The following is a 20,583-nucleotide window of genomic DNA, read 5'->3' on the forward strand; positions in this document are numbered from 1 at the left end:
CATTATAGCATAAAACCAGCCTATATACTAGATACAGGCTGGTTTTCAATCTTTTTCTTTACAGGACAATCTTACCCCACTGTTTGCTGAATGGCATTCATCTGGGCATAGATCCCGCCTTGTGCAACCAGTTCCTCGTGTCTACCACGCTCCACAATGCGTCCTTCAGATAAGACTAAGATCTGATCCGCATCTTGAATAGTGGACAAGCGATGGGCAATGATAAAGGTGGTCCGTCCCTTTTGCAGGACTGCCATAGCCTTCTGGATGATTTCTTCTGTTTCCGTATCGATGTGAGAGGTTGCCTCATCCAAAATCAGAATTTGCGGATTCATATAGAGCGTCCGCGCAAAGGAAATCAATTGGCGCTCGCCACTTGAAAAGGCGGATCCTTTTTCTACGACTGGATGGTCGATCCCCTTTTCAAGGCGCTCTACAAAGGGCCAAGCCCCGACTTTTTTCAAGGCATCTTGGACTGCATCCCGATCAATGTGATTCTGATTCATGGCCACATTACTAGCAATGGTCCCTGTAAATAGATAAGGATCCTGCAGGACAATCCCCATGTGGCTACGTAGGCTCTCACGAGAGACTTGGCGAATATCTTGACCATCGATCAAAATCGCTCCTTCTTGAGGATCATAAAAACGATAGAGCAGGTTCATAATAGAAGACTTACCCGATCCAGTATGGCCCACAAGAGCGATGGTTTCCCCAGGACTAGCCTGAAAGGCAATATCCTGTAGAACTGGTTTGCCTTCTTCATAAGCAAATTGAACGTCGTCAAACACGACTTGAGACTTTTCTATCTTCAGTTCCGATGCACCATCGGCCTCTAATGGTTGGTCTAAGAAAGCAAGGACGCGGCTCCCCGTTTCTAAGGATCGCCGAATATTCGGGAATTGACGACTGAGATTGGCCATGAGATCAAATAGATTAATGACATAGTTAATATTGATAAATAAGAAACCAGCCGTCACACCGATATTACCCTCTAGGAAAGAAATCCCAGCGATAGTCAAAATGCCTGCAATCACTAAAAACTTGAGCAATTCCGTCAAGGTCCAAGAAGCGATAGAATCGGCTAAGAGGATTCGATCATTGGCTCCTAACATCTTCTGGGTAGTGGCTTCAAACTCCTCCACCACACCAGGCTCTTGATGATAGAGTTGAATCATACTGGCACCATGCAAGAGTTCATTGACCTGGGTATTGACCTCGCTTCGCGCATCAAAGAAATCCTTCATAGGCTGATCCGTCATGACCTTGTAGAGATACTGGATTCCATAGAAAATTGGAAAGACCAAACACAAGAGAAGGCCCATCATAGGACTCAGATAAAAGAGAATTCCTAGAATAAAGAGGAAACGCACCAAATAGATGACTAAAATCATACAAGAGTTATAAAACTGGGTCCGCAAGGTCTCCGTATCATTGACAATTCTTGTCGCGATCTTCCCAGCCGGCTTATCATCAAAAAAAGAAATAGGTAGCCCTTGCATGACTTGAAAGGCTTGGTCTCTCAGACTAGCGGTTACTTGATTACTTCCATGTAGCAAGATCCGATTTCCCAAGTAGCTAATCAGCTGTCCCAGGCTCAAGACCAAGAGATAGAATCCTCCCATCTGAAGCAAGTCACCTTGCCCGCCACCGTGGGTCAGTGCGGTCAAAGGCCCATCGATCATCTTTTGGAGAAGAAAGGGAGACAATTCAGAAAAAATGGTGGCTAGTAAGAGGCAAATAAAGCCAGCAAGAAAGACAGTTGGATAAAGCGTGATCCTCGATAATAATCGTTTTAAAACTTTCATCTTATTCTCCTTCCTGTTTTTGTTGCCGTTGGTATTGTTCATAATACCAGCCCTCTTGAGCTAATAAATCACTAGCCCTGCCTTCTTCTACAATCTGCCCTTGATCCAAGACGATGATCCAATCCGCCTGATGAACAGCCGACAAGCGATGGGAAACAATGATGGTCGTCTTGTCTTTTCGTTCTTTTTGAATCGTGTCAATAATGGCCTGTTCAGTCTTCGCATCCACCGCCGAAAGGGAATCATCTAACAGCAAGAGCTCAGCATCTCTTAAGAAGGCACGCGCCAAAGAGATCCGTTGTTTTTGACCTCCTGATACAGAGACCCCTTTCTCACCGATCAGGGTGTCCATTCCCTGAGACATCCGCTCGAGATCATCCGCAAAAGCAGCTTGGGCTACTGCTTCCACCAAGTCATCTTGGCTGGCTCCTTTTTTACCAAGCGCTATATTCTCACGGATAGACTTGGAGAATAAAATATGTTCTTGGGAAACATAGCCAATTTTTTCTTCGATGGAGTGTCGGTTGTAGTCCACGATCGGTTGCTGGTTGACCAAAAACTCTCCCTCACCAACTGGGTACTGCCGCAAGAATTGTCGAACCAGGGTAGTCTTTCCTGCTCCGGTACGACCAACAATTCCAACCGTCTGTCCTTTCTGGATGGTCCAATCAATGCCTGACAGGCTCTTTCGCTCAGCACCAGGATAGCTGAAAGAATAGTCCTTAAACTGCACCAAATCAATCTGCTCTAGGTAGTGAGGACCATCTGGCTCCAGATCATCTGTTTCATCAATCACTTCTTTTAATTTTTTATAGGACATTTGCCCTGTCTGGTAGACCAAGATCAGGTCCGCTATCATCCACATAGGCTCAATTAAAAAGACCAAATACAGCTGTAAAGCCAATAATTTCCCAAGACTCAACTGCCCGCTTGCCAGGGACTGGCCTCCATATAGCAGGAGCAAGACTGTCGAGAATCCAATAAACAACAGGGCTAAAGGTCCAAAAGAATACTGGATAGAGGCAATTTTATCCCCCGTTTTGGATAGACTGGCTGTTTTTTTCTGAAACTGTTTGACCTGCTGGTCCCGTCTACTATAGGCCCGCATGACCCGGATCCCTTCGATCGACTCCAAGACCTCATCGTTCAACTGAGCGACTGCTTCCCGGTTTTGCTCAACATACTCCTCCTGCTTTCTACTCAAAAAATAGGTAGAGACGACGAGGAAGATCATGGGAATAAAGGAAATCAAGGTTAATTGCCAAGAAATGAAAAACATGGTCGGAATAATAAAGGCAAACAAGCCACCGCCAAACAGGAGCACCATCATCCCGTAACCAGCCATATCGGCCATCCCATCCACATCTGTCGTAAAGCGCGTCAAGAGATCTCCTGAACGGAATTTCTCAAAAAAGGGACGCCGCATAGCTACTAGCTTACGAAACGCTTGTCCCTGAAGGGTCGCCTTGAAATGGACTGACGACTGAAAAAGTCGCAACTGCCAATAAAAAGCCGTCAGGTAATTGAGGATGGCTGATCCTACCAAGAGGACCATATCCCATACAAAGTTCGATTGCGTCAGCGTCTGCTGACTCAAATGATCCACTAAACGCTGGATAACTTGCGTCGGGATCAATAAGGTGTAATCATAAAGAATCAGGACCATAGCGATCTTCACATATCGCCACTTGCGCTCCCTGATATACTCCCAAATAGCTCTGATCATATATTCTCCTTTTCAAAATGGCACAGAAAAAACCCAAGCAAGGAGCTGAGTACGTGCTCAGTCCACACTTGGGCCTTCTGATGCCTATCACCAATTCAGTTAAGGCAGGTAAAAATGCATACAAAAAACCCAAGACAAACTCCTCCATCTTGGGTTCCATTTATAGTTTACATCGAACTCAACTGAGATTGGAGAAGCTGTGTATTCAATTGTGTCATCAAAACATCTACTTTGTTCATGATGGTTTTCTCCTTTCTCTTTGTTGTTCTAACTTTACCACGGATTTCCTTGCTTGTCAACGTTTTTTTGAAAATTGTTGAAAAAACCGGACTTTTAAAGATGGACTCGCAAAAAAAGAAGCCTAGATCTTCTCTAAGCTTCTCTCTTCTGATATGCTAGTTGCCGGGATTGAACCGGCGACCTCATCCTTACCATGGATGCGCTCTACCGACTGAGCTAAACCAGCAGTACCTATCTACTATATCATGGAGATAGGTCTTTTGTCAATATCCTGACTCATTTTTCTGACAAATATTCTTCCTTCGTGAGGACATAATGAACTCTCGTCACCATTCTCCCTTCTTCATGCAGGTCTAGCATCGCGTAGGGCTCCTCGTGAGAATATTTCATCCCTGATTTGGCCATCACCCGTCCAGAAGCTGGGTTGTCCTGATCATGAACAGCAATTAGCTTGTTCATCCCTAACTGTTCAAAAGCCAAGGCAATGACTGCCTTGGTAGCCTCTGTCGCAAGACCCTGGTTCCAATAGTCTTTATTCAGAACATAGCCGATACTCCCCTTCTTCAGAGAAAGATCCAAATCCAGTAAATCAATCGTCCCGATAAATTTTCCATTCTCTTTGAGCTCGATCCCCCATCTTCCAAGTGGGCTCGCTAGGTAAAAGAGGGCAATATTATTACGCGTCTCTTCAAGACTATGATTGGTTGCAAAGGTATAGCGCGTAACTGTCTCATCAGAAGCATACTCAAACATAGCTGGTGCGTCTTCAAGAGTGACCGGACGCAAGTGCAAACGCTCTGTCTCCACTTCACGATAAGCCGCTAACTTCACATATAAATTTTCCATTTGACACTCCTTCTTTAGGGATTAGTTTAGCAAATAGTCTAAAGGAAGGCAAGCTCAAATTTTTCTTGCTTTTTAACCCACTTTTCTATACAATTAAATCAATCAAAACAATCAGATAAGGAGTGAAAAGGTCATTGAGTCAAGAGAGCCATCTCACACCAATGGCCTTTTTACACCTAAATCTGAGTAAGGAGGCAAGAATGCTCATTGGAATTCCTAAAGAAATTAAAAACAACGAAAATCGGGTCGGTTTGACACCTGCAGGTGTACAAAGCTTGGTGAAGAAAGGTCATCACGTTTTGGTGGAAACAAATGCCGGACTTGGTTCTGGCTTTGCGGATGAAGATTACACGAAGCAAGGGGCAACCATCGTTGCGACTGCTGCAGAAGCTTGGGCCGCTGAGATGGTGGTCAAAGTCAAAGAACCCCTCGCTGAAGAATATGGCTTCCTTCGCGAAGACCTCTTGCTCTTTACTTACTTGCATATGGCTGCTGCTCCTGAATTAGCAGATGCCATGGTTGCAGCCAAGACAACTGGTGTAGCCTACGAAACCGTTCGAGACTTAGATGGACAATTGCCACTCTTGGTGCCAATGAGTGAGGTGGCTGGACGGATGGCCGTGCAAATCGGTGCTCACTTCCTGACCAAACAAGAAGGTGGATCAGGCGTCCTCCTAGGTGGGGTGCCAGGTGTTCCCAAAGGAAAAGTTACCATTATCGGAGGCGGGGTCGTTGGAACCCACGCGGCTCGTATCGCCCTTGGACTTGGTGCCCAAGTGACCATCTTAGATATCAGTGCTAAACGTTTGGCTGTTCTGGAAGATGTCTTTGGTCATCAAATCCAAACCCTTATGTCCAATCCATTTAACATTGAAGCCAGCGTCCGTGATGCCGATGTTGTCATCGGAGCTGTCTTGATTCCTGGTGCTAAAGCTCCTAAATTAGTGACAGACGATATGGTTAAACAAATGCGCCCCGGTTCAGTCATCGTCGATGTGGCCGTTGACCAAGGTGGTGTTATCGAAACAGCAGACCGTGTGACAACGCATACGGAACCAGTTTACGAAAAACATGGCGTGCTCCACTATGCTGTAGCCAATATTCCAGGGGCCGTCGCTCGCACTTCTACCATCGCCCTTACCAATGTGACCCTTCCTTATGTCGAATCCCTAGCTGACAATGGCTTCCACAAGGCAATTGCCCTCGATGAAGGCTTGCGCCAAGGTGTCACTACTTACCAAGGCCATATCACAAGCCAACCAGTTGCTACTGGTTTAGAGCGTGACTTCACACCAATTGATGAATTGGTTTAAACTATCATAAAAAAATCACCATCGAAAAAAACAAACTACTTATTTTTTTCATATGAACTAATTAAAAATGTTTTGAAAAAAACAAGTTGTTTTGAATTTTTTAAATCATTTTCAGAGACTTTCCGCCGTGAGAAAAGTGCTTGAAACAATTTAGTTTCAAGCACTCGGAATAATTGAGACCTTAGGCTCAATTATTAGTCATGGAACTTCTTGGATTGCTGAAATCATCCACTGGATAATTTCACCTAACGTCCGTTCTCACCTAAGGAAAGGCTAGGAGATGATTTTATCGTCAATTTAAGGCAAGGATCCGATGATCTTTGCCTTTTCTTTTATTCTTCTTCCACATCCAGTTTTTCTTTGACAACTGGGTTCGGAATGGGCTCGTAGGCCCGGATAATCTCTGCTACTACTGGATGACGAACGACATCCTTAGCAGAGAAATGCACAAAGTCAATTTGAGAAATGTTCTTCAATTTCTCCTGAGCATCAATCAAGCCTGATTTGACATTTCGAGGAAGGTCAATCTGGCTGGTATCTCCATTGACAATCATCTTAGAGTTAAAACCAAGACGGGTCAAAAACATCTTCATCTGCATGATGGTGGTATTTTGCGCTTCATCGAGGATGACAAAGGCATCGTCCAAGGTCCGCCCCCGCATATAAGCCAAAGGCGCAATCTCGATAATCTCCCGCTCCATCATCCGAGTTGTTTGGTCTTTCCCTAAAATCTGGTAGAGAGCATCATAGACCGGTCGTAGATAAGGGTCCACTTTTTCTTTGAGATCCCCTGGTAGGAAACCAAGGCTCTCTCCAGCTTCAACAGCAGGACGCGTCAAAATGATCCGCTTGACTTGACCACGCTTGAGTGCAGTCACAGCCAAGGTCACTGCTAGGAAGGTTTTCCCAGTCCCCGCTGGTCCAATCCCAAAAGTGACATCATGGTTCTTGACACTATCGACATAGATCTTTTGACCAAGTGTTTTAACCCGAATGGGCTTGCCGTAACTATCCTTGATAATCTCTTCTTCATAGAGAGCGATGAACTTATCCAATTCCCCATTTCTCACCATGGTAATGGCGGTCACCACATCCGGCGTTCCAATGGTCATGCCACGGTTAACGAGGACCAAAAGAGCCTGAATGACTTGACGAACCTGCTCGCAGCTTTCTTCTTCCCCAATGATTTGGACGATTTCTGTCCGGGCATGAATAGTTACCCCAAATTCTTGCTCCATCAAACGGAGATGGCGTTCGTTAGATCCAAACAAATGAAAGAGATCGTCTGGATGCGTTAATGTAATTTCAACTGAATGTTCTTGCAAATAAAGAACCTCTCTACCTGTGTTTTTCTATTATTATAACAAAGAGGCCGAGAAAAAACCATCCTCGACCTATCCTTCTCTAGTGGGCTTGGTATTCTTCCCAAATCGCATCAAAATCGCCAAGATTAAAGGAAAAGCTGGCATGCTCTTCTAGATAGCGACTGACCTCGTCGAAGTCATCTGTATGCTTGGGAAAAGCAGACTCGTGAAATGCAAGATCTGCTAGAATGGCTTTAGGAGCATTGCTTTTAGGATTGCGCTCCGTCATCAGCCAAGTATAAAATGATTTTCGCATAAGCCTCCTCTTAGATCAACTCTGTTCCAAACTGGTCTTGCTTGATTTTTTTGGCCTTCATCAAACCACCCAAAGCCTTTTTGAACTGGCCTTTTGAAATCCCAAAAGTCGCCTTGACCTCTTCTGGAGAGGACTTATCATTCAAGGTCATAAAGCCTCCATTGGCTTCCAAATAGGTCAAAATCATTTGGGCATCGTTTTCCAACATCTCAAAGGAGCGTAGCTTCAAAGATAGATTCAAGGTCCGGTCCACCTCACGAAAACCAATAACGCGGGCATTTAAGACCTCTCCCAAACGAGGTTCTGCATAGCGCTCACTTGGGTGGATAAAGCCCAGCATATTATTCTCTGGAAGGTAAACAAAGGTTCCAGACAATTTCAAGCGGTAGACAATGGCTGGCCAGTTTTGGTTTTGCATATTGTTATAGGCTGGACGAGCCAAACGCTGGAAATCTTCCTGGTAGGCCAAGATCCCCCAAATCCGATCTTTCTTATCAACTTCTAAGCGAATATAGAGACGATCGCCCTTCTTAGGCCATAGATCTTTGATCTCCGGTAGGATATCTAGTGAGACAACAATCTGCTTATCTGGAAGCCCTGTATCCACGAAGACTCCCAAATCCTTGCGCACTTCCGTGACCGTTCCCCAGCCAAAGCTTTCTTGAGTTGCAGTGACTTCAAGTGTCGTGAGTCGGAGCTTTTGCTTCATATCTGTATAGGCAAAGCCCTTGACACTTTCTCCGACTTGGTGTGGGCCTTCTGCTTTATCAAGCGCGTAGGTCTGGCCATCTTTTTGAACAAAATAGAAGTGATCATTTTCATCAATGACCATTCCCATGATGTAGCTTGCTAGATTCGTATTCATGTTTCCTTCTTTCCTCTTGCCTCTTCACAAGAATAATGGAAATAAAACCCAGCCAGCAGTGCCAACTGAGTCTTTCTTTCCTGTAATGGTTGGGATGGATTAAACTTCCATCAATTCTTTTTCTTTGTGCGCTGTCATTTCATCTACATGCTTAACAGCGTCATCCGTAACTTTTTGGATCTCTTTTTCAAGACCTTTCAATTCATCTTCTGTGATTTCTTTTGCTTTTTCTTGTTTCTTCGCTTCATCCATAGCATCACGACGGATGTTACGGATCGCTACTTTAGCATTTTCACCCACTTTTTTCACTTCTTTTGCCAAGTCACGACGAGTTTCTTCTGTCAAAGCTGGTATAACCAAGCGGATGACAGATCCATCGTTGGCTGGAGTGATGCCAAGGTCAGAAGCATTGATGCTGTGCTCGATGTCTTTCAAAGATGATTTATCAAATGGTGTGATCAACAAGACACGCGCTTCTGGAATGGTGATAGATGCCAATTGGTTCAATGGTGTCTCTACTCCGTAGTATTCTACGAAAATACGATCCAAAAGACTTGCATTTGCACGTCCAGCACGGATGCTACCAAATTCACGTCCCAAACTTTGGTGAGACTGAGTCATTCTTTCTTTTGCTTTTTCTACAATTGGGTTTGCCATAATCTTCCTCTATTTTCTATTATTTTTCTACGTTATTCGATACGGTTGTTCCGATATTTTCACCAAAGACAACTCGTTTGATATTGCCTGGTTCATTCATATTAAAGACAACCAAGTCAATGTCGTTGTCCATGGAGAGAGTAGAGGCTGTTGAGTCCATGATGCGAAGACCTTTGTTGATCACATCACGGTGAGTCAATTCCTCAAATTTCACAGCTGAAGCATCTTTTTTCGGATCGGCATTATAAACACCATCGACCCCATTTTTGGCCATGAGAATGGCATCTGCTTCAATCTCAGCTGCACGAAGGGCTGCGGTCGTATCTGTTGAGAAGTAAGGAGAACCGATCCCTGCACCAAAGATCACGATCCGATCTTTTTCAAGGTGACGAAGGGCACGACCACGGATATAAGGTTCTGCAACTTGTTGCATAGCAATCGCAGTTTGAACACGGGTATCCACGCCAACTTGTTGAAGTGAATCAGCCATCACAAGGGCGTTCATGACAGTACCGAGCATACCTGTGTAGTCTGCTTGGACACGATCCATCCCTGCTTCAGCAGCAGGTTCTCCACGCCAAAGGTTTCCCCCTCCAATCACCAAGGCAATTTCAATTCCAAGTTCATGAACTTCCTTGATTTCTTGGGCCATATTTTGGACAGTTTTGATATCGATTCCGACACCACGTTCGCCGGCAAGAGCCTCACCAGATAGCTTGATTAAGATACGTTTATACTTAGGTTCTACCATTTTCTCTCTCCTTTTTTGATCTGTATTATTTTACCATAAATTACGTTTTTTATATAGTCATATCCATCAAAATTTTCTTTTTTCCATCCGATTAGTTTTACCAACTGTAGCAAATAAAAATGGCGTACAAAAAAAGCTACCCGAAGGCAGCTTTTCATTTCAATTAAAGTGAGTTAACATCCACTTTGATACCAGGACCTTGAGTTGTAGTCAAAGTCAAGCTAGTTACGTAAGTACCTTTAGCTGTAGCTGGTTTTGCTTTTTGGATTGTGTCGTTGAAAGCTTTAAAGTTTTCAACCAATTTAGTATCATCGAATGAAACTTTACCGATGATCGCTTGAACGATACCTGCTTTATCAGCACGGTAAGTGATTTTACCACCTTTAGACTCTTCAACTGCTTTCGCAACATCCATTGTTACTGTACCAGTTTTAGGGTTTGGCATCAAGTTACGTGGTCCAAGGACACGTCCAAGACGTCCAACAAGAGCCATCATATCAGGTGTAGCGATAACAACGTCGAAGTCCAACCAACCATCGTTGATTTTCGCAACAAGGTCATCTTCACCTACGAAGTCTGCACCAGCAGCTTTTGCTTCTTCAGCTTTTGCACCACGTGCAAATACAAGTACGCGAGCTGTTTTACCAGTTCCGTTTGGCAATACCATTGCACCACGGATTTGTTGGTCAGCTTTTTTCACGTCGATGTTCAAGTTGTAAGCAACTTCTACAGTTGCGTCAAATTTTGCAAAGTTAGTTTCTTTTGCAAGAGCTACAGCTTCTTCTACGCTGTATACTTTTGTGCTGTCGATTTTTTCAAGAGCAGCACGAAGTTGTTTGCTTTTTTTAGCCATTTTATCTTTCTCCTTGTAATGTGGTCATATCGATTTTCATCTCCCACGTCACTCGTCATTTGATCAAGTGTATTGCGGGCAAATAGGATTGTTACAATTAGTCAGTAACAGTGAATCCCATAGAACGAGCAGTACCTTCGATCATACGCATTGCAGACTCAATGTTTGCAGCGTTCAAATCTGGCATCTTAGTTTCAGCGATTTGTTGTACTTGTGCACGAGTTACAGTTGCAACTTTCGTTTTGTTCGGTGTACCTGAACCTTTTTCAACACCTGCAGCTTTTTTCAAAAGAACAGCAGCTGGTGGTGTTTTTGTAACGAAATCGAATGATTTGTCTTCATAAACAGTGATAACAACTGGGATGATCATACCAGCTTGATCAGCTGTACGAGCGTTAAACTCTTTAGTGAATCCCATGATGTTGATACCTGCTTGACCAAGCGCTGGACCAACCGGTGGAGCTGGAGTAGCTTTACCAGCAGGGATTTGCAATTTTACAAGTTTTTCGACTTTTTTAGCCATTTCTTAAATCCTCCTTTGTGGTTTTGGCGGTAATTACAGATTTTTACCTCCCACAAGTATGCTTTGTGCATACCTTTCTATTATACACGATTTCTCTTTTTTTGCAAGAAAAAATTAAAATATAGTAAACTTTTTTTTCGTTTTATGATAGAATGAAGCTATGTTAATCAAAGTTGCTTCTGTATTATTTATTTTTTTAACGCTGATTCTGAGCGGCATCATTGTTCACCTCTTTAAACTCCAAAAAAGAGGATGGCGATCTACCGATATTGCCTTTCCTTTATTTGCCTTGGAGTACTACCTGATTTCAGACAGTGCCTTTTACCACAGCCTCTTACCACTGCTGGCCTTGAGCCTTTCGCTTTTGGCCTTGGGGCTAACGGTTTATTTCTTAAAAAAGAAAAAGAGTTTTTATTATCCGAAATTTATCAAATACTTCTGGCGCGCTGGATTTCTGGTTACCTTCTTGCTCTATCTGATCTTAACCGCTAGTTTGTTTATCTAATACCAAAAGACAACTCTATCTTTGGAGTTGTTTTTTTTATAAATAACCTAGATGATACTGCATTGCCTAAAATCATTTTAATTTTATATTCTCCAAATATTTACTGAAACTTTCCGCCGTGAGAAAAGTGCTTGAAACAACAATGTTTCAAGCACTCGGGAGTTTTGAGACTTTAGGCTCAAAACTAAGTCATGGAACTTCGTGGAAGTTCGCTGACGTCCGTACTCACCTAAGGAAAGTTTCAAAATTATCTTTTTCTTCAATCTGAGACAACTCTATCTTTAAGAGTTGTCTTTTTTTTATTTCTTTCGATGAAAGAACCAGCCCACTAGTTTCTTGAATACTTGAATCAAGAAGAGAGCAAGAACTGCCATGATAGCGCAGATAACCAGCGTTTGAAGCCTCAAGGGGCTCATGTTAAAGAATCTCCCTAAGATACTACTTGAAACCAGGAAGGCTAGGATATTTCCTAGAAGAACCAGTCTCTTGTAGTGATTGAGAGGCTGGGATTCTTGATAGATGATCGTAAAGCCAACGAAGGCCATCAAGCAGATGGCTGCACTCGAGAGTTCTTCCGACCTCATGCCAAATGTTGAAGAGAGCAATACCAGACTGAAGATCAGTATAAAATCCGTCAAGGCAGCAGGTAGCGCATTTTTAAAGACCGTTTCGATAAAGCGCCCTTTGATGCGCTCGCTATTGGGCTCAAGCGCTAGGAAGAATCCTGGAATCCCAATCGTAAAACCACTGATCAAAGACATCTGCGACGGCATGATGGGATAGGTAAAGGCTAAGAGCGTCACTGAGATAGCCAACAAAATGGAAAAGATATTCTTGATCAAAAAGAGACTGGCTGATCGTTGAATATTATTGACCACCCGCCGCCCTTCTGCCACGATGGACGGCATCTTCCCAAAGTCAGAATCCAGTAAGACCACTTGCGCCATCTTTTTGGTCGCATCATTTCCAGATTCCATCGCAATACTACAATCCGCTGTTTTGAGGGCCAGAATATCGTTGACGCCATCTCCGGTCATGGCGACTTTATGCCCCTTTGCCTGCAAGCCTTCTACAAAGCTTTTCTTTTGCTCTGGTGTCACCCGACCAAAGACCGTATATTGGCTCGCCGCTTGGTGCAAATCTTCTTCCGTCAGTAAGGTTCTGGCATCGATTATATCTTCTGCTCCTTTAATGCCTGCTTTTTGTGCAATAGCTGAGACTGTAGCAGGGTTGTCCCCTGAGATAACCTTAATGGTCACTCCTTGTTGTTTAAAGTAGGCGAAGGTTTCTTTGGCATTTTTTCTCAAAGGATTGGAGAGAATAATCCAGGCTACCAAGTCTACAGGAGCTTCTAAAGTCTCTCCCAGGTGTTCTCCCTTATATTTCCCAAAGGCCAAGACCCGATTCCCTGCCTGAGTAGCAGGAGCTATCTCTTGTTCAAGCTCAGAGAAGCCCTCTCGTAAGACAAATTCTGGAGCCCCCAATACATAGATCCCAGATTCAAAGGTAATGGCCCCATACTTTTTCTTAGACGTGAAGGGCTGAACGTCGACAGCTTTCCAAGGCTGGCTGACCGGAGTCTTGTGAAATTTTCGGATGGCATCCATGGTATCGTTTTGATCCATACTAGCTCCTACATACTGAGCTAGAGCTTCCAAGTCTTGAGCGTCTTTAACTGGACGAATCTCTGTTACTTCCATACCTGGCTCTGTAATGGTCCCTGTCTTATCGACACAAAGGACATCCACGCGCGATAAGGTCTCAATCCCCTTCATGCTATTGAGCAGAACCTTTTCCTTAGCCAATCTGACAGCACCTAGAGCCAGAGCCAAGGTCATCAATAGATACAAGCCTTCTGGAATCATCCCGATCAAGGCCCCGACTGTTGAAGTCACACTGAGCTTGAGGCTATCGCCTAGGCTGATATAGCTACGAAGAAAAAGGAGCGAGCCTAGCGGAATGATAAGAAGACCAATGATCCCCACAATACGATTGACCGCATGGACCATATCGGACTCCTCATGAGACTTGACTTGCTTGGCTTCCAAGCTCAATTGGTTGATGTAGGAGTCGTTCCCAACTTTTTCCAATCGCGCTAAACCCTGACCAGCGATCACAAAGCTACCTGACATGAGCGCGTCTTGCGCTCCTTTTTTGACCTCATCAGCTTCACCTGTCAATTGCGACTCATCGACTTTTAGCTCGCCCTCCAGCAAGACCCCATCCGCATAGATCTGGTCTCCAGCTTGAAAGCGAACCAGATCGCCCTCCACCAGCTGGTCGATAGGTAGAGTGACTTCTTTTCCTTCGCGAAGAGCGACCGCCTCACTCATGTGTAAAAATTGCATCTGACGCAAGATCCGTCGAGAACGGACTTCCTGCACAATTCCAACCAAGGAGTTGACCACGACGACCGGGACAAACAAGAGATTGTTCCAAGACTTCACTGCTACCAGCAAGACCGCCAAGACCAGGAAAATCAGATTAAAGTAAGTAAAGACATTGTCTCGAATGATCTGCCCAATACTTTTTTCTGTCTTAATCGTGACCTTATTTTGCTTGCCCTCTTGGATCTTTTTCGCTACTTCTTCCTGACTGAGTCCTTCTAATCTAACCATTGCTTTCCTCACTCATGTATTTCCAAGGGCAATCCTTCTGGATCGAAGAAAAATGCCATCTTCTTGCCATCAAAATCATCATAGCGAAGGCCTGTATTCTCAATACCTAGCTGATCCAATCTAGCTAGATAGGTCTCTACATCGTCCACTTTAAAGGCCAGATGACGCAGTCCCGCATGCTCGGGCAAGGGGAGCTTAGGCCGTTCTGGGGCCGTCGGTTTGATAAAGAGTTCTAAAGTCAACTCCCCTTGGCGGAGATTGATCAAGATATCTCTGCGTTCGGGACGGTCATACTCACTGACAATCGCAAAGCCCAACTGGTCCACATAAAAATGCAACATGGCGTCGCGATCCCGTCCAATGATGGCAATATGATGAATCGTGTCTAACTTCATCTGGTCCTACTTTCTATTTTCTATAAAAAGAAAAGGGAGTGGGGCATATGCCCTTTTTCCCTATCCTTATGATTGTTGCAATACTTTTCGAGGCTTGGTCCCTTCAGCTGGTCCAATCACACCCGCTGCTTCCAACTCTTCCATGAGGCGAGTCGCCCGGTTAAAACCAACCGATAAGCGGCGCTGGATCATTGAAGCACTGGCTTTTTGGGTCTCGATGACGAGCGTTTTGGCCTCTTCAAAGAGAGGATCACCTTCGTCTAAGCCACCCATGCCTCCGTCAAAGTCCGACTCCGATACTTCGCCTGGATCAAAGGCATCATCATAATCAGCTTCTGCCTGCTCTTTGACAAAGTTGACAATCTGCTCCACATCGTCATCTGAGATAAAGGATCCTTGTAGACGGATTGGATGATTTTCATCGATCGGTTTAAAGAGCATGTCCCCACGACCGAGCAATTTCTCTGCGCCATTTTCATCCAAGATGGTCCGTGAGTCGGTTCCAGATGATACCGCAAAAGCGACACGGGAAGGCACATTGGCCTTGATCAAACCTGAGATAACGTCAACCGATGGCCGTTGAGTTGCAAGGATCATGTGGATCCCCGCCGCACGCGCCTTTTGTCCAAGGCGGATAATGGCATCTTCCACTTCTTTACTTGCGACCATCATCAAGTCTGCCAGCTCATCGACAATGACCACGATCAATGGAAGGGGCACTTGCTTCATCTCAGACTGGGCATTGTACTCAGCCACCTTGGCATTAAAGCCAGCAATATTACGAGCACCCACTTTCGAGAAGAGCTCATAGCGATTTTCCATCTCATCAACGACCTTCTGCAGGGCTCGACTGGCCTTGCGTGGGTTGGTCACCACTGGGATCAAAAGGTGAGGAATATCATTGTAGACAGAAAGCTCCACCATCTTAGGATCGACCATCATAAACTTGACTTCGTCCGGACGGGCCTTCATCAAGATACTCGAAATAATCCCATTGACCGCTACTGACTTACCAGATCCAGTAGAACCCGCTACCAAGAGGTGGGGCATCCGAGCCAAATCAAAGGTTCGTGCCGAGCCATCTACAGCCTTCCCAAGAGGAATCTCAAGGAGTTTAGCTGGGTCTGTTTTGGACTGCTCCCACAATTCACGGAAGGAAACAGTCGCAATCTCTGAGTTGGGCACTTCAATCCCGACCAGAGACTTCCCTGGAATCGGTGCTTCAATCCGCACATCCTTGGCTGCTAGTGCCAAGGCCAAATCATCTGCTAGATTGGAGATGCGGTTGACCCGCACACCGACAGCTGGCTTGACCTCATACTTAGTGACAGAAGGACCGATTTCTGCCCGCTCCACTGTCGCCTTGATATTGAAGCTTGCAAAGGTTTCTTCCAAAATACGAATGTTCTGGCGAACGATGTTTTTCTCTTTGGATTGGTTTTTCGGCTTATCAGGTGCGAAGAGATCAATGGTTGGAAGCTTGTACTGGAGGAGTTCCTTAGGTGTGAAATCCACTTGAACTTCTTCCCCATCGTCTTCGAATTCTTCGGCTACTGGAAGCTCTTCGTATGCTTCAGGATCTTCAGGCCATTCTTCATCTGGCAGGTAGATCTCTGGTGTTGCTGGTGCGACAATTTCAGCTTCTGGGAAGGACTCTGTGAACGGCTCTTCCGCCAACACCTCTCCCGTTTCAGGGTCTACAGGATGCCCTTCCATTGAAAGGGGAGTTGGAAGAACTGCACTTGCTTCTTCTTGCTCTCTTTCAGCTGCAGCAGCTTCCTCAGCAGCTCTCGCTTCATTTTCAAGGAATTTCTGCTCGCGACGTTCTTTGCGTTTTTCCATAGAAGCGTGGAAGGCTTCTGAACCCTTTTCAAATAAATCATAGATGGAGTAAGGACTCATCAAGAGAATCCCCAATCCAATAAAGAGAAGGCCAATAAAATAAGAGCCAATATTTGAAAACAGGAAGGAAATCGGAGCATAAAGAAGGGCACCGATCATACCACCACCGGCAAAGCTCTCCACTCGCAGATGAATCAGGTCCGCCATGATTCTTGAAAAGGTGACCTTGATCCCATTATTGTCTAAATGAAGGGAGGATACAAAGAAGGCCTGAAACATCAAGAGAAGCCCAGCAAAGAAGCTTAGGAATCCTGAAATCACCCCTTCGTGTTTATCCAGCCATTTAAAGGCATAGAGGTAGAAAAAGGTCGCTAAAATAGCCAAGTAAGCCAAACTCCCAACAAAGAGTCGGACTAAGTTGTAGGCCAAGACCCCTACTGCTCCCAATTTCAAAGCCGCAAAGACTAAAACCAGACTAATCAGAATGGTCACAATCATGCGATGAATTGCTTTTTTTCTTTCTAATTCTGCTTTGGACAGTCGTCTCGTCGACCGTGTTTTTTTTGATTGATTATTGTTTGCCATAACTTTTATTATATCACAATTCCAAGCCAGTTCTCTAGTAAAATCATTTCCTCAATTTTGCAGTATAAAGTAAAAAACAGCACCGAGTAGGCACTGTTTTAGATGTTTTTCTTGGGGTGGCGGTCAATGGTGGCTTGATAGTCTTTCAGCGCTTGCTTTCCTTTGTCCGTTAACTGATAGCCTCGAATCGCGAACTGTTGCTCCAACTCTTCTTCCGTAAAATGGTCAGCCAAAGCTTGGTTCAAATCAGCCGCTTTCATCTTGGACAAGCCAGTGACCCCCTTCTTTTTGAGAATGGCTTTTTTCATGGTCGCATTGATATGGTCCAGTGAATCAAAAGCGGATTCGATAAAAGCATAGCCCTTCTCCACCAAAACCTTCAAGTGTTCCGAAGCATGAATCCCATAAGTATATTCGAAGTACTTAGGAAACCAAGTCTCTGTCGTAAACGTTCCAAAATGGATCCGCCACAAGAGAATGATATCCCCAGCAAGCAAGCCATCTCGAAGGAGCTCCATATTTCGTTTGGAAACAGGCTTTGGATCCAAAAACCAAGCTTCCAAATCCCTCTCAGGTGAAATATAGGGTTTCACTTCATGATCTGCATAAAATTTTTCTAGTACATCTGAAATAGTCGTCATAAGATCTCTCCTATCTATCATTGATTGTATCATAACAAAATAAAAAGAACCTGTCGATCAAGAAAGCTTCCTGATGACGAGGTTCCGAAATAGATCTTACTCAGATTTTTTATCATCCGGTGTGATGGTATCTAGAACTTGATCGACTTTTTGTTCTCTTTCCAAGTCATGATCCGTTTGAATCATATCGATTTGATCTTGTAAATTTGTCTGTTGGACTTGTGGTTTGAATGACGAGACAAAGCCTACTCCAATCACCAAGAGACTCGCTCCAAGGACGCAAAGTCTTTTGACATGCCAATCCATCGGCAAGGGAATTTTCGCTCGAAAACCCGATTTCTTAATCCAATCCGGATGGTCTAGCATCACGCGATTTGCTGCCATCAGAGGCTTCAGGTAGCCAAAGAGCGCAATGACCGTTGTCAAACCAATAACCCGAAAACGATTCTGATTGGACGGAGAAACATGATTCACTTCCATCAAGACCATTCCCACAATCACTAAAATAATGACCAGCAATAGTCCCAAAGATCTCCATAGACCTTCTCTGCGGTAACATTTCAATTCATCAAACGACATCTCCTTAAAATTCTTATCCATTTTTTAATAACTCCTTGTGTTTTCTCCGGTTCTTTCATTTAATCTCTATTTCGATTGTAGAATTTACAGATGATTGCCTTCATCCTTCAAGTATTGTTGAGCCTTTCGAACGATATAGAGCGACTCATCTTCTAAAATCAACTTGCGAAAGAGCTCCTTCGCTCTATGCTTATCTCCTTTGAGAGCAGCATTCAAGGCTTGGTAGTAGATGATTTCCAACTGCTGATACTTGAAGTCATTGCTTAAGTCTTCAAAATAATCATTGCTTTGGTGCGCAATGGTTAAATCATAAAGAGCGAGACAGACCTCTTTTGTTTTCTCAGCCAGTATAGGGTCTGTAATGGTCAATCCATTTAACTGAGCCTCTAGCTCTTCTCTAGACAAATCAGGATCTGTCAGCACGATCGAACGAATAAGGTAACTTTCAAAAAAGTTCTTATATTTCTGCGGACAATCCGTCTGACTTATTGCTTCTCTAGCTTCCTTTATGACAGCATCGAAATCTCCCATCATAAACGAATATGCGACCGATGTCAGCTTAATATCTATCTGTGAAATAGCTTTTTTTTACATTCTTGTTCAACTGAAGGTATTGTTGCCAAAAAGCTAAATCTAAGTCTACATGTAGCAAGGTATTGCACTTGTTGGCGTAGCTCTTCTTAAGCCATTTGATGAATAAAAACAAGCCTGCAAGGACCAATAAGAGCGAAGCAGTCTGAAGAAGAGTATCTCTGACCACGAACCCAATGCAAATAATGAGAAGCATTGCCAAAAAGCCAGCAGATCGAATATAGAGTCTATAGTTTTTTCGTAGAGTTTTATAATCCAATTTGTAACCTCACCATTCATGATTTGTTTTTTAAGGAATCAGCTCGGTTCCCAACAAAAAAGTTCAACTCCCATCATACCGAATTTTCTATCTCTACGCAACTTCCTTCTTAATTAGTGATTTATCAAGCCTTGTCGATCTTTAAACAACTCTAGTGAATAGAGATTTTCATCCAGATTTGAAAGTATCGCAAAATTAAGGTACAATAGAGAAAGACAACTATGTTGGAAAGGAAGAATATGAAAAAATTAATCGCACTACTATTATTTTCCGGCTTGGCTTTGACAGCTTGTTCGTCTAATAAGACTGACGCTAACTCTTCAAGCTCAAGCAAAGAAAAGACAGAGCAGACAGCAACTTCTAGCTCTAGTGAAAAAGATCAAAAGAAAATTGAAGAAGAACAAAAGAAATTAGAACAACTGCGCAAAGATTTTAACGATGCCATGACCAATGAAAATGCCGTCTTCCCACAACTCTCAACTGATGTGGCTGAAGACGAAGCAGAGGTTAAAATCACAACAACTGAAGGCGATATCACTGTGAAGCTCTTCCCTAAATATGCGCCCCTTGCAGTTGAAAACTTCTTGACCCATGCAAAAGAAGGCTACTACAATGGCTTACTTTTCCACCGTGTCATTAACAACTTTATGATCCAAACTGGAGATCCTAAGGGAGATGGTACTGGTGGCGAATCCATCTGGAAGGGCAAAGACAAATCCAAAGATTCAGGTACTGGTTTTGAGAATGAGTATTCTCCATACCTTTACAACCTTCGTGGAGCCCTTGCCATGGCCAATTCTGGTCCAAATACCAATGGCAGTCAATTCTATATCAACCAAAATAAGGATGATATTTCAAGTAAACTCCCAACTGATCGCTTCCCAGCTAAGATCATCGATGCTTATAAAAATGGTGGAAATCCAACCCTCGATGGTGGTAACTACACTGTCTTTGGCCAAGTGATCGATGGCATGGATGTGGTGGATAAAATCGCCTCTGCCGAAACTGATGATAAGGACAAACCAAAAACAGACATCAAGATTGAAAAAATCGAGATCTTAAAAGACTACAATTTCAAGAAATAATGAAAAGAGAACCGAGAGGTTCTCTTTTTAAGATATTGATAAACATTTTACATAAAATTAGCTAATAGATTCATTGGTAAAAAAATGAATTCTAATTATTTAAGTCATTCATCTACTGAAACTTTCCACCGTGAGAAAAGTGCCTGAAACAGATTTGTTTCAGGCACACGGAATTATTGAGACCTTAGGCTCAATAATTAGTCATGGAACTTCCTGGATTGCTGAAATCATCCACTGGATAATTTCACCTAACCTCCGTACTCACCTAAGGAAAGTTTCTA

At 43.7% G+C, this 20,583-nt stretch carries 19 protein-coding genes and 1 tRNA gene; 3 read left to right on the forward strand and 17 right to left on the reverse strand.

Annotated features, from left to right (window positions below):
- Positions 1 to 71 precede the first annotated feature (71 nt).
- From tetB(46) to ACESR9_RS05610, 4 genes are all read right to left on the reverse strand, one after another.
- Positions 72 to 1,808 carry a tetracycline efflux ABC transporter Tet(46) subunit B gene (tetB(46), locus tag ACESR9_RS05595; protein ID WP_373105946.1) on the reverse strand — a complete coding sequence of 579 codons (1,737 nt, stop codon included), beginning with the start codon at positions 1,806 to 1,808 and terminating at the stop codon, positions 72 to 74.
- Between the two features lies 1 nt (position 1,809).
- The gene (gene tetA(46) / locus ACESR9_RS05600) at positions 1,810 to 3,534 is read right to left on the reverse strand and encodes a tetracycline efflux ABC transporter Tet(46) subunit A (RefSeq protein WP_373105947.1); all 1,725 of its coding nucleotides are present in this window, start codon (positions 3,532 to 3,534) and stop codon (positions 1,810 to 1,812) included.
- A gap of 393 nt (positions 3,535 to 3,927) precedes the next feature.
- Positions 3,928 to 4,000, reverse strand: a tRNA-Thr gene (locus ACESR9_RS05605).
- Between the two features lie 50 nt (positions 4,001 to 4,050).
- Positions 4,051 to 4,620 (reverse strand): GNAT family N-acetyltransferase, encoded by a 570-nt coding sequence (locus tag ACESR9_RS05610; protein WP_287302997.1) that lies wholly within the window; start codon positions 4,618 to 4,620, stop codon positions 4,051 to 4,053.
- Between the two features lie 200 nt (positions 4,621 to 4,820).
- Here ACESR9_RS05610 and ald point away from each other — a divergent pair, with 200 nt between their 5' ends.
- Complete coding sequence (gene ald, locus ACESR9_RS05615; RefSeq protein ID WP_037608011.1) at positions 4,821 to 5,933, forward strand: alanine dehydrogenase; 1,113 nt, start codon at positions 4,821 to 4,823, stop codon at positions 5,931 to 5,933.
- A gap of 332 nt (positions 5,934 to 6,265) precedes the next feature.
- On the opposite strand, the gene ACESR9_RS05620 is transcribed toward ald, so the two are convergent.
- From ACESR9_RS05620 to rplK, 7 genes are all read right to left on the reverse strand, one after another.
- Positions 6,266 to 7,258, reverse strand: a complete 993-nt coding sequence (locus ACESR9_RS05620) for a PhoH family protein (protein WP_373105951.1) — start codon at positions 7,256 to 7,258, stop codon at positions 6,266 to 6,268.
- Between the two features lie 79 nt (positions 7,259 to 7,337).
- Positions 7,338 to 7,553 (reverse strand): YozE family protein, encoded by a 216-nt coding sequence (locus ACESR9_RS05625; protein WP_003005127.1) that lies wholly within the window; start codon positions 7,551 to 7,553, stop codon positions 7,338 to 7,340.
- A 10-nt stretch (positions 7,554 to 7,563) separates the two neighbouring features.
- A complete protein-coding gene (cvfB, locus tag ACESR9_RS05630) occupies positions 7,564 to 8,418 on the reverse strand; it encodes an RNA-binding virulence regulatory protein CvfB (RefSeq protein WP_373105952.1) in 855 nt (284 codons plus the stop codon).
- A gap of 99 nt (positions 8,419 to 8,517) precedes the next feature.
- Positions 8,518 to 9,075 (reverse strand): ribosome recycling factor, encoded by a 558-nt coding sequence (gene frr, locus ACESR9_RS05635; protein ID WP_003005165.1) that lies wholly within the window; start codon positions 9,073 to 9,075, stop codon positions 8,518 to 8,520.
- Positions 9,076 to 9,094: 19 nt separating this feature from the next.
- Entirely contained in the window at positions 9,095 to 9,826 is a 732-nt protein-coding gene (pyrH, locus tag ACESR9_RS05640) for a UMP kinase (RefSeq protein WP_003005706.1), read from the reverse strand.
- A gap of 163 nt (positions 9,827 to 9,989) precedes the next feature.
- Positions 9,990 to 10,679 (reverse strand): 50S ribosomal protein L1, encoded by a 690-nt coding sequence (gene rplA / locus ACESR9_RS05645; RefSeq protein ID WP_003005355.1) that lies wholly within the window; start codon positions 10,677 to 10,679, stop codon positions 9,990 to 9,992.
- Between the two features lie 97 nt (positions 10,680 to 10,776).
- Positions 10,777 to 11,202 (reverse strand): 50S ribosomal protein L11, encoded by a 426-nt coding sequence (gene rplK, locus ACESR9_RS05650; protein WP_003005369.1) that lies wholly within the window; start codon positions 11,200 to 11,202, stop codon positions 10,777 to 10,779.
- 160 nt (positions 11,203 to 11,362) lie between these two features.
- Between rplK and ACESR9_RS05655 the strand changes: the two genes are divergently transcribed.
- A complete protein-coding gene (locus ACESR9_RS05655) occupies positions 11,363 to 11,707 on the forward strand; it encodes a DUF3397 family protein (RefSeq protein ID WP_049472904.1) in 345 nt (114 codons plus the stop codon).
- Between the two features lie 299 nt (positions 11,708 to 12,006).
- Here the strand turns inward: ACESR9_RS05655 and ACESR9_RS05660 are convergent, their stop codons facing one another.
- From ACESR9_RS05660 to ACESR9_RS05685, 6 genes are all read right to left on the reverse strand, one after another.
- The gene (locus ACESR9_RS05660; RefSeq protein ID WP_373105957.1) at positions 12,007 to 14,325 is read right to left on the reverse strand and encodes an HAD-IC family P-type ATPase; all 2,319 of its coding nucleotides are present in this window, start codon (positions 14,323 to 14,325) and stop codon (positions 12,007 to 12,009) included.
- A gap of 8 nt (positions 14,326 to 14,333) precedes the next feature.
- On the reverse strand, positions 14,334 to 14,720 hold the full coding sequence (gloA2, locus tag ACESR9_RS05665; protein WP_155167469.1) for an SMU1112c/YaeR family gloxylase I-like metalloprotein: 387 nt from the start codon (positions 14,718 to 14,720) through the stop codon (positions 14,334 to 14,336).
- A 66-nt stretch (positions 14,721 to 14,786) separates the two neighbouring features.
- Complete coding sequence (locus ACESR9_RS05670; RefSeq protein ID WP_373105961.1) at positions 14,787 to 17,147, reverse strand: DNA translocase FtsK; 2,361 nt, start codon at positions 17,145 to 17,147, stop codon at positions 14,787 to 14,789.
- Between the two features lie 98 nt (positions 17,148 to 17,245).
- Positions 17,246 to 17,788, reverse strand: a complete 543-nt coding sequence (locus ACESR9_RS05675; RefSeq protein ID WP_257738978.1) for a hypothetical protein — start codon at positions 17,786 to 17,788, stop codon at positions 17,246 to 17,248.
- Between the two features lie 96 nt (positions 17,789 to 17,884).
- On the reverse strand, positions 17,885 to 18,388 hold the full coding sequence (locus tag ACESR9_RS05680) for a hypothetical protein (RefSeq protein WP_257738977.1): 504 nt from the start codon (positions 18,386 to 18,388) through the stop codon (positions 17,885 to 17,887).
- Positions 18,389 to 18,451: 63 nt separating this feature from the next.
- Positions 18,452 to 18,901, reverse strand: coding sequence for a hypothetical protein (locus ACESR9_RS05685; protein ID WP_257738976.1), 450 nt, complete (start codon positions 18,899 to 18,901; stop codon positions 18,452 to 18,454).
- A gap of 555 nt (positions 18,902 to 19,456) precedes the next feature.
- Here ACESR9_RS05685 and ACESR9_RS05690 point away from each other — a divergent pair.
- On the forward strand, positions 19,457 to 20,302 hold the full coding sequence (locus tag ACESR9_RS05690; RefSeq protein WP_024054832.1) for a peptidylprolyl isomerase: 846 nt from the start codon (positions 19,457 to 19,459) through the stop codon (positions 20,300 to 20,302).
- The last annotated feature ends 281 nt before the right edge of the window (positions 20,303 to 20,583 follow it).

Origin of the sequence: Streptococcus parasanguinis, from assembly GCF_964238605.1 — a bacterium.
Lineage (GTDB): Bacteria > Bacillota > Bacilli > Lactobacillales > Streptococcaceae > Streptococcus > Streptococcus parasanguinis_AJ.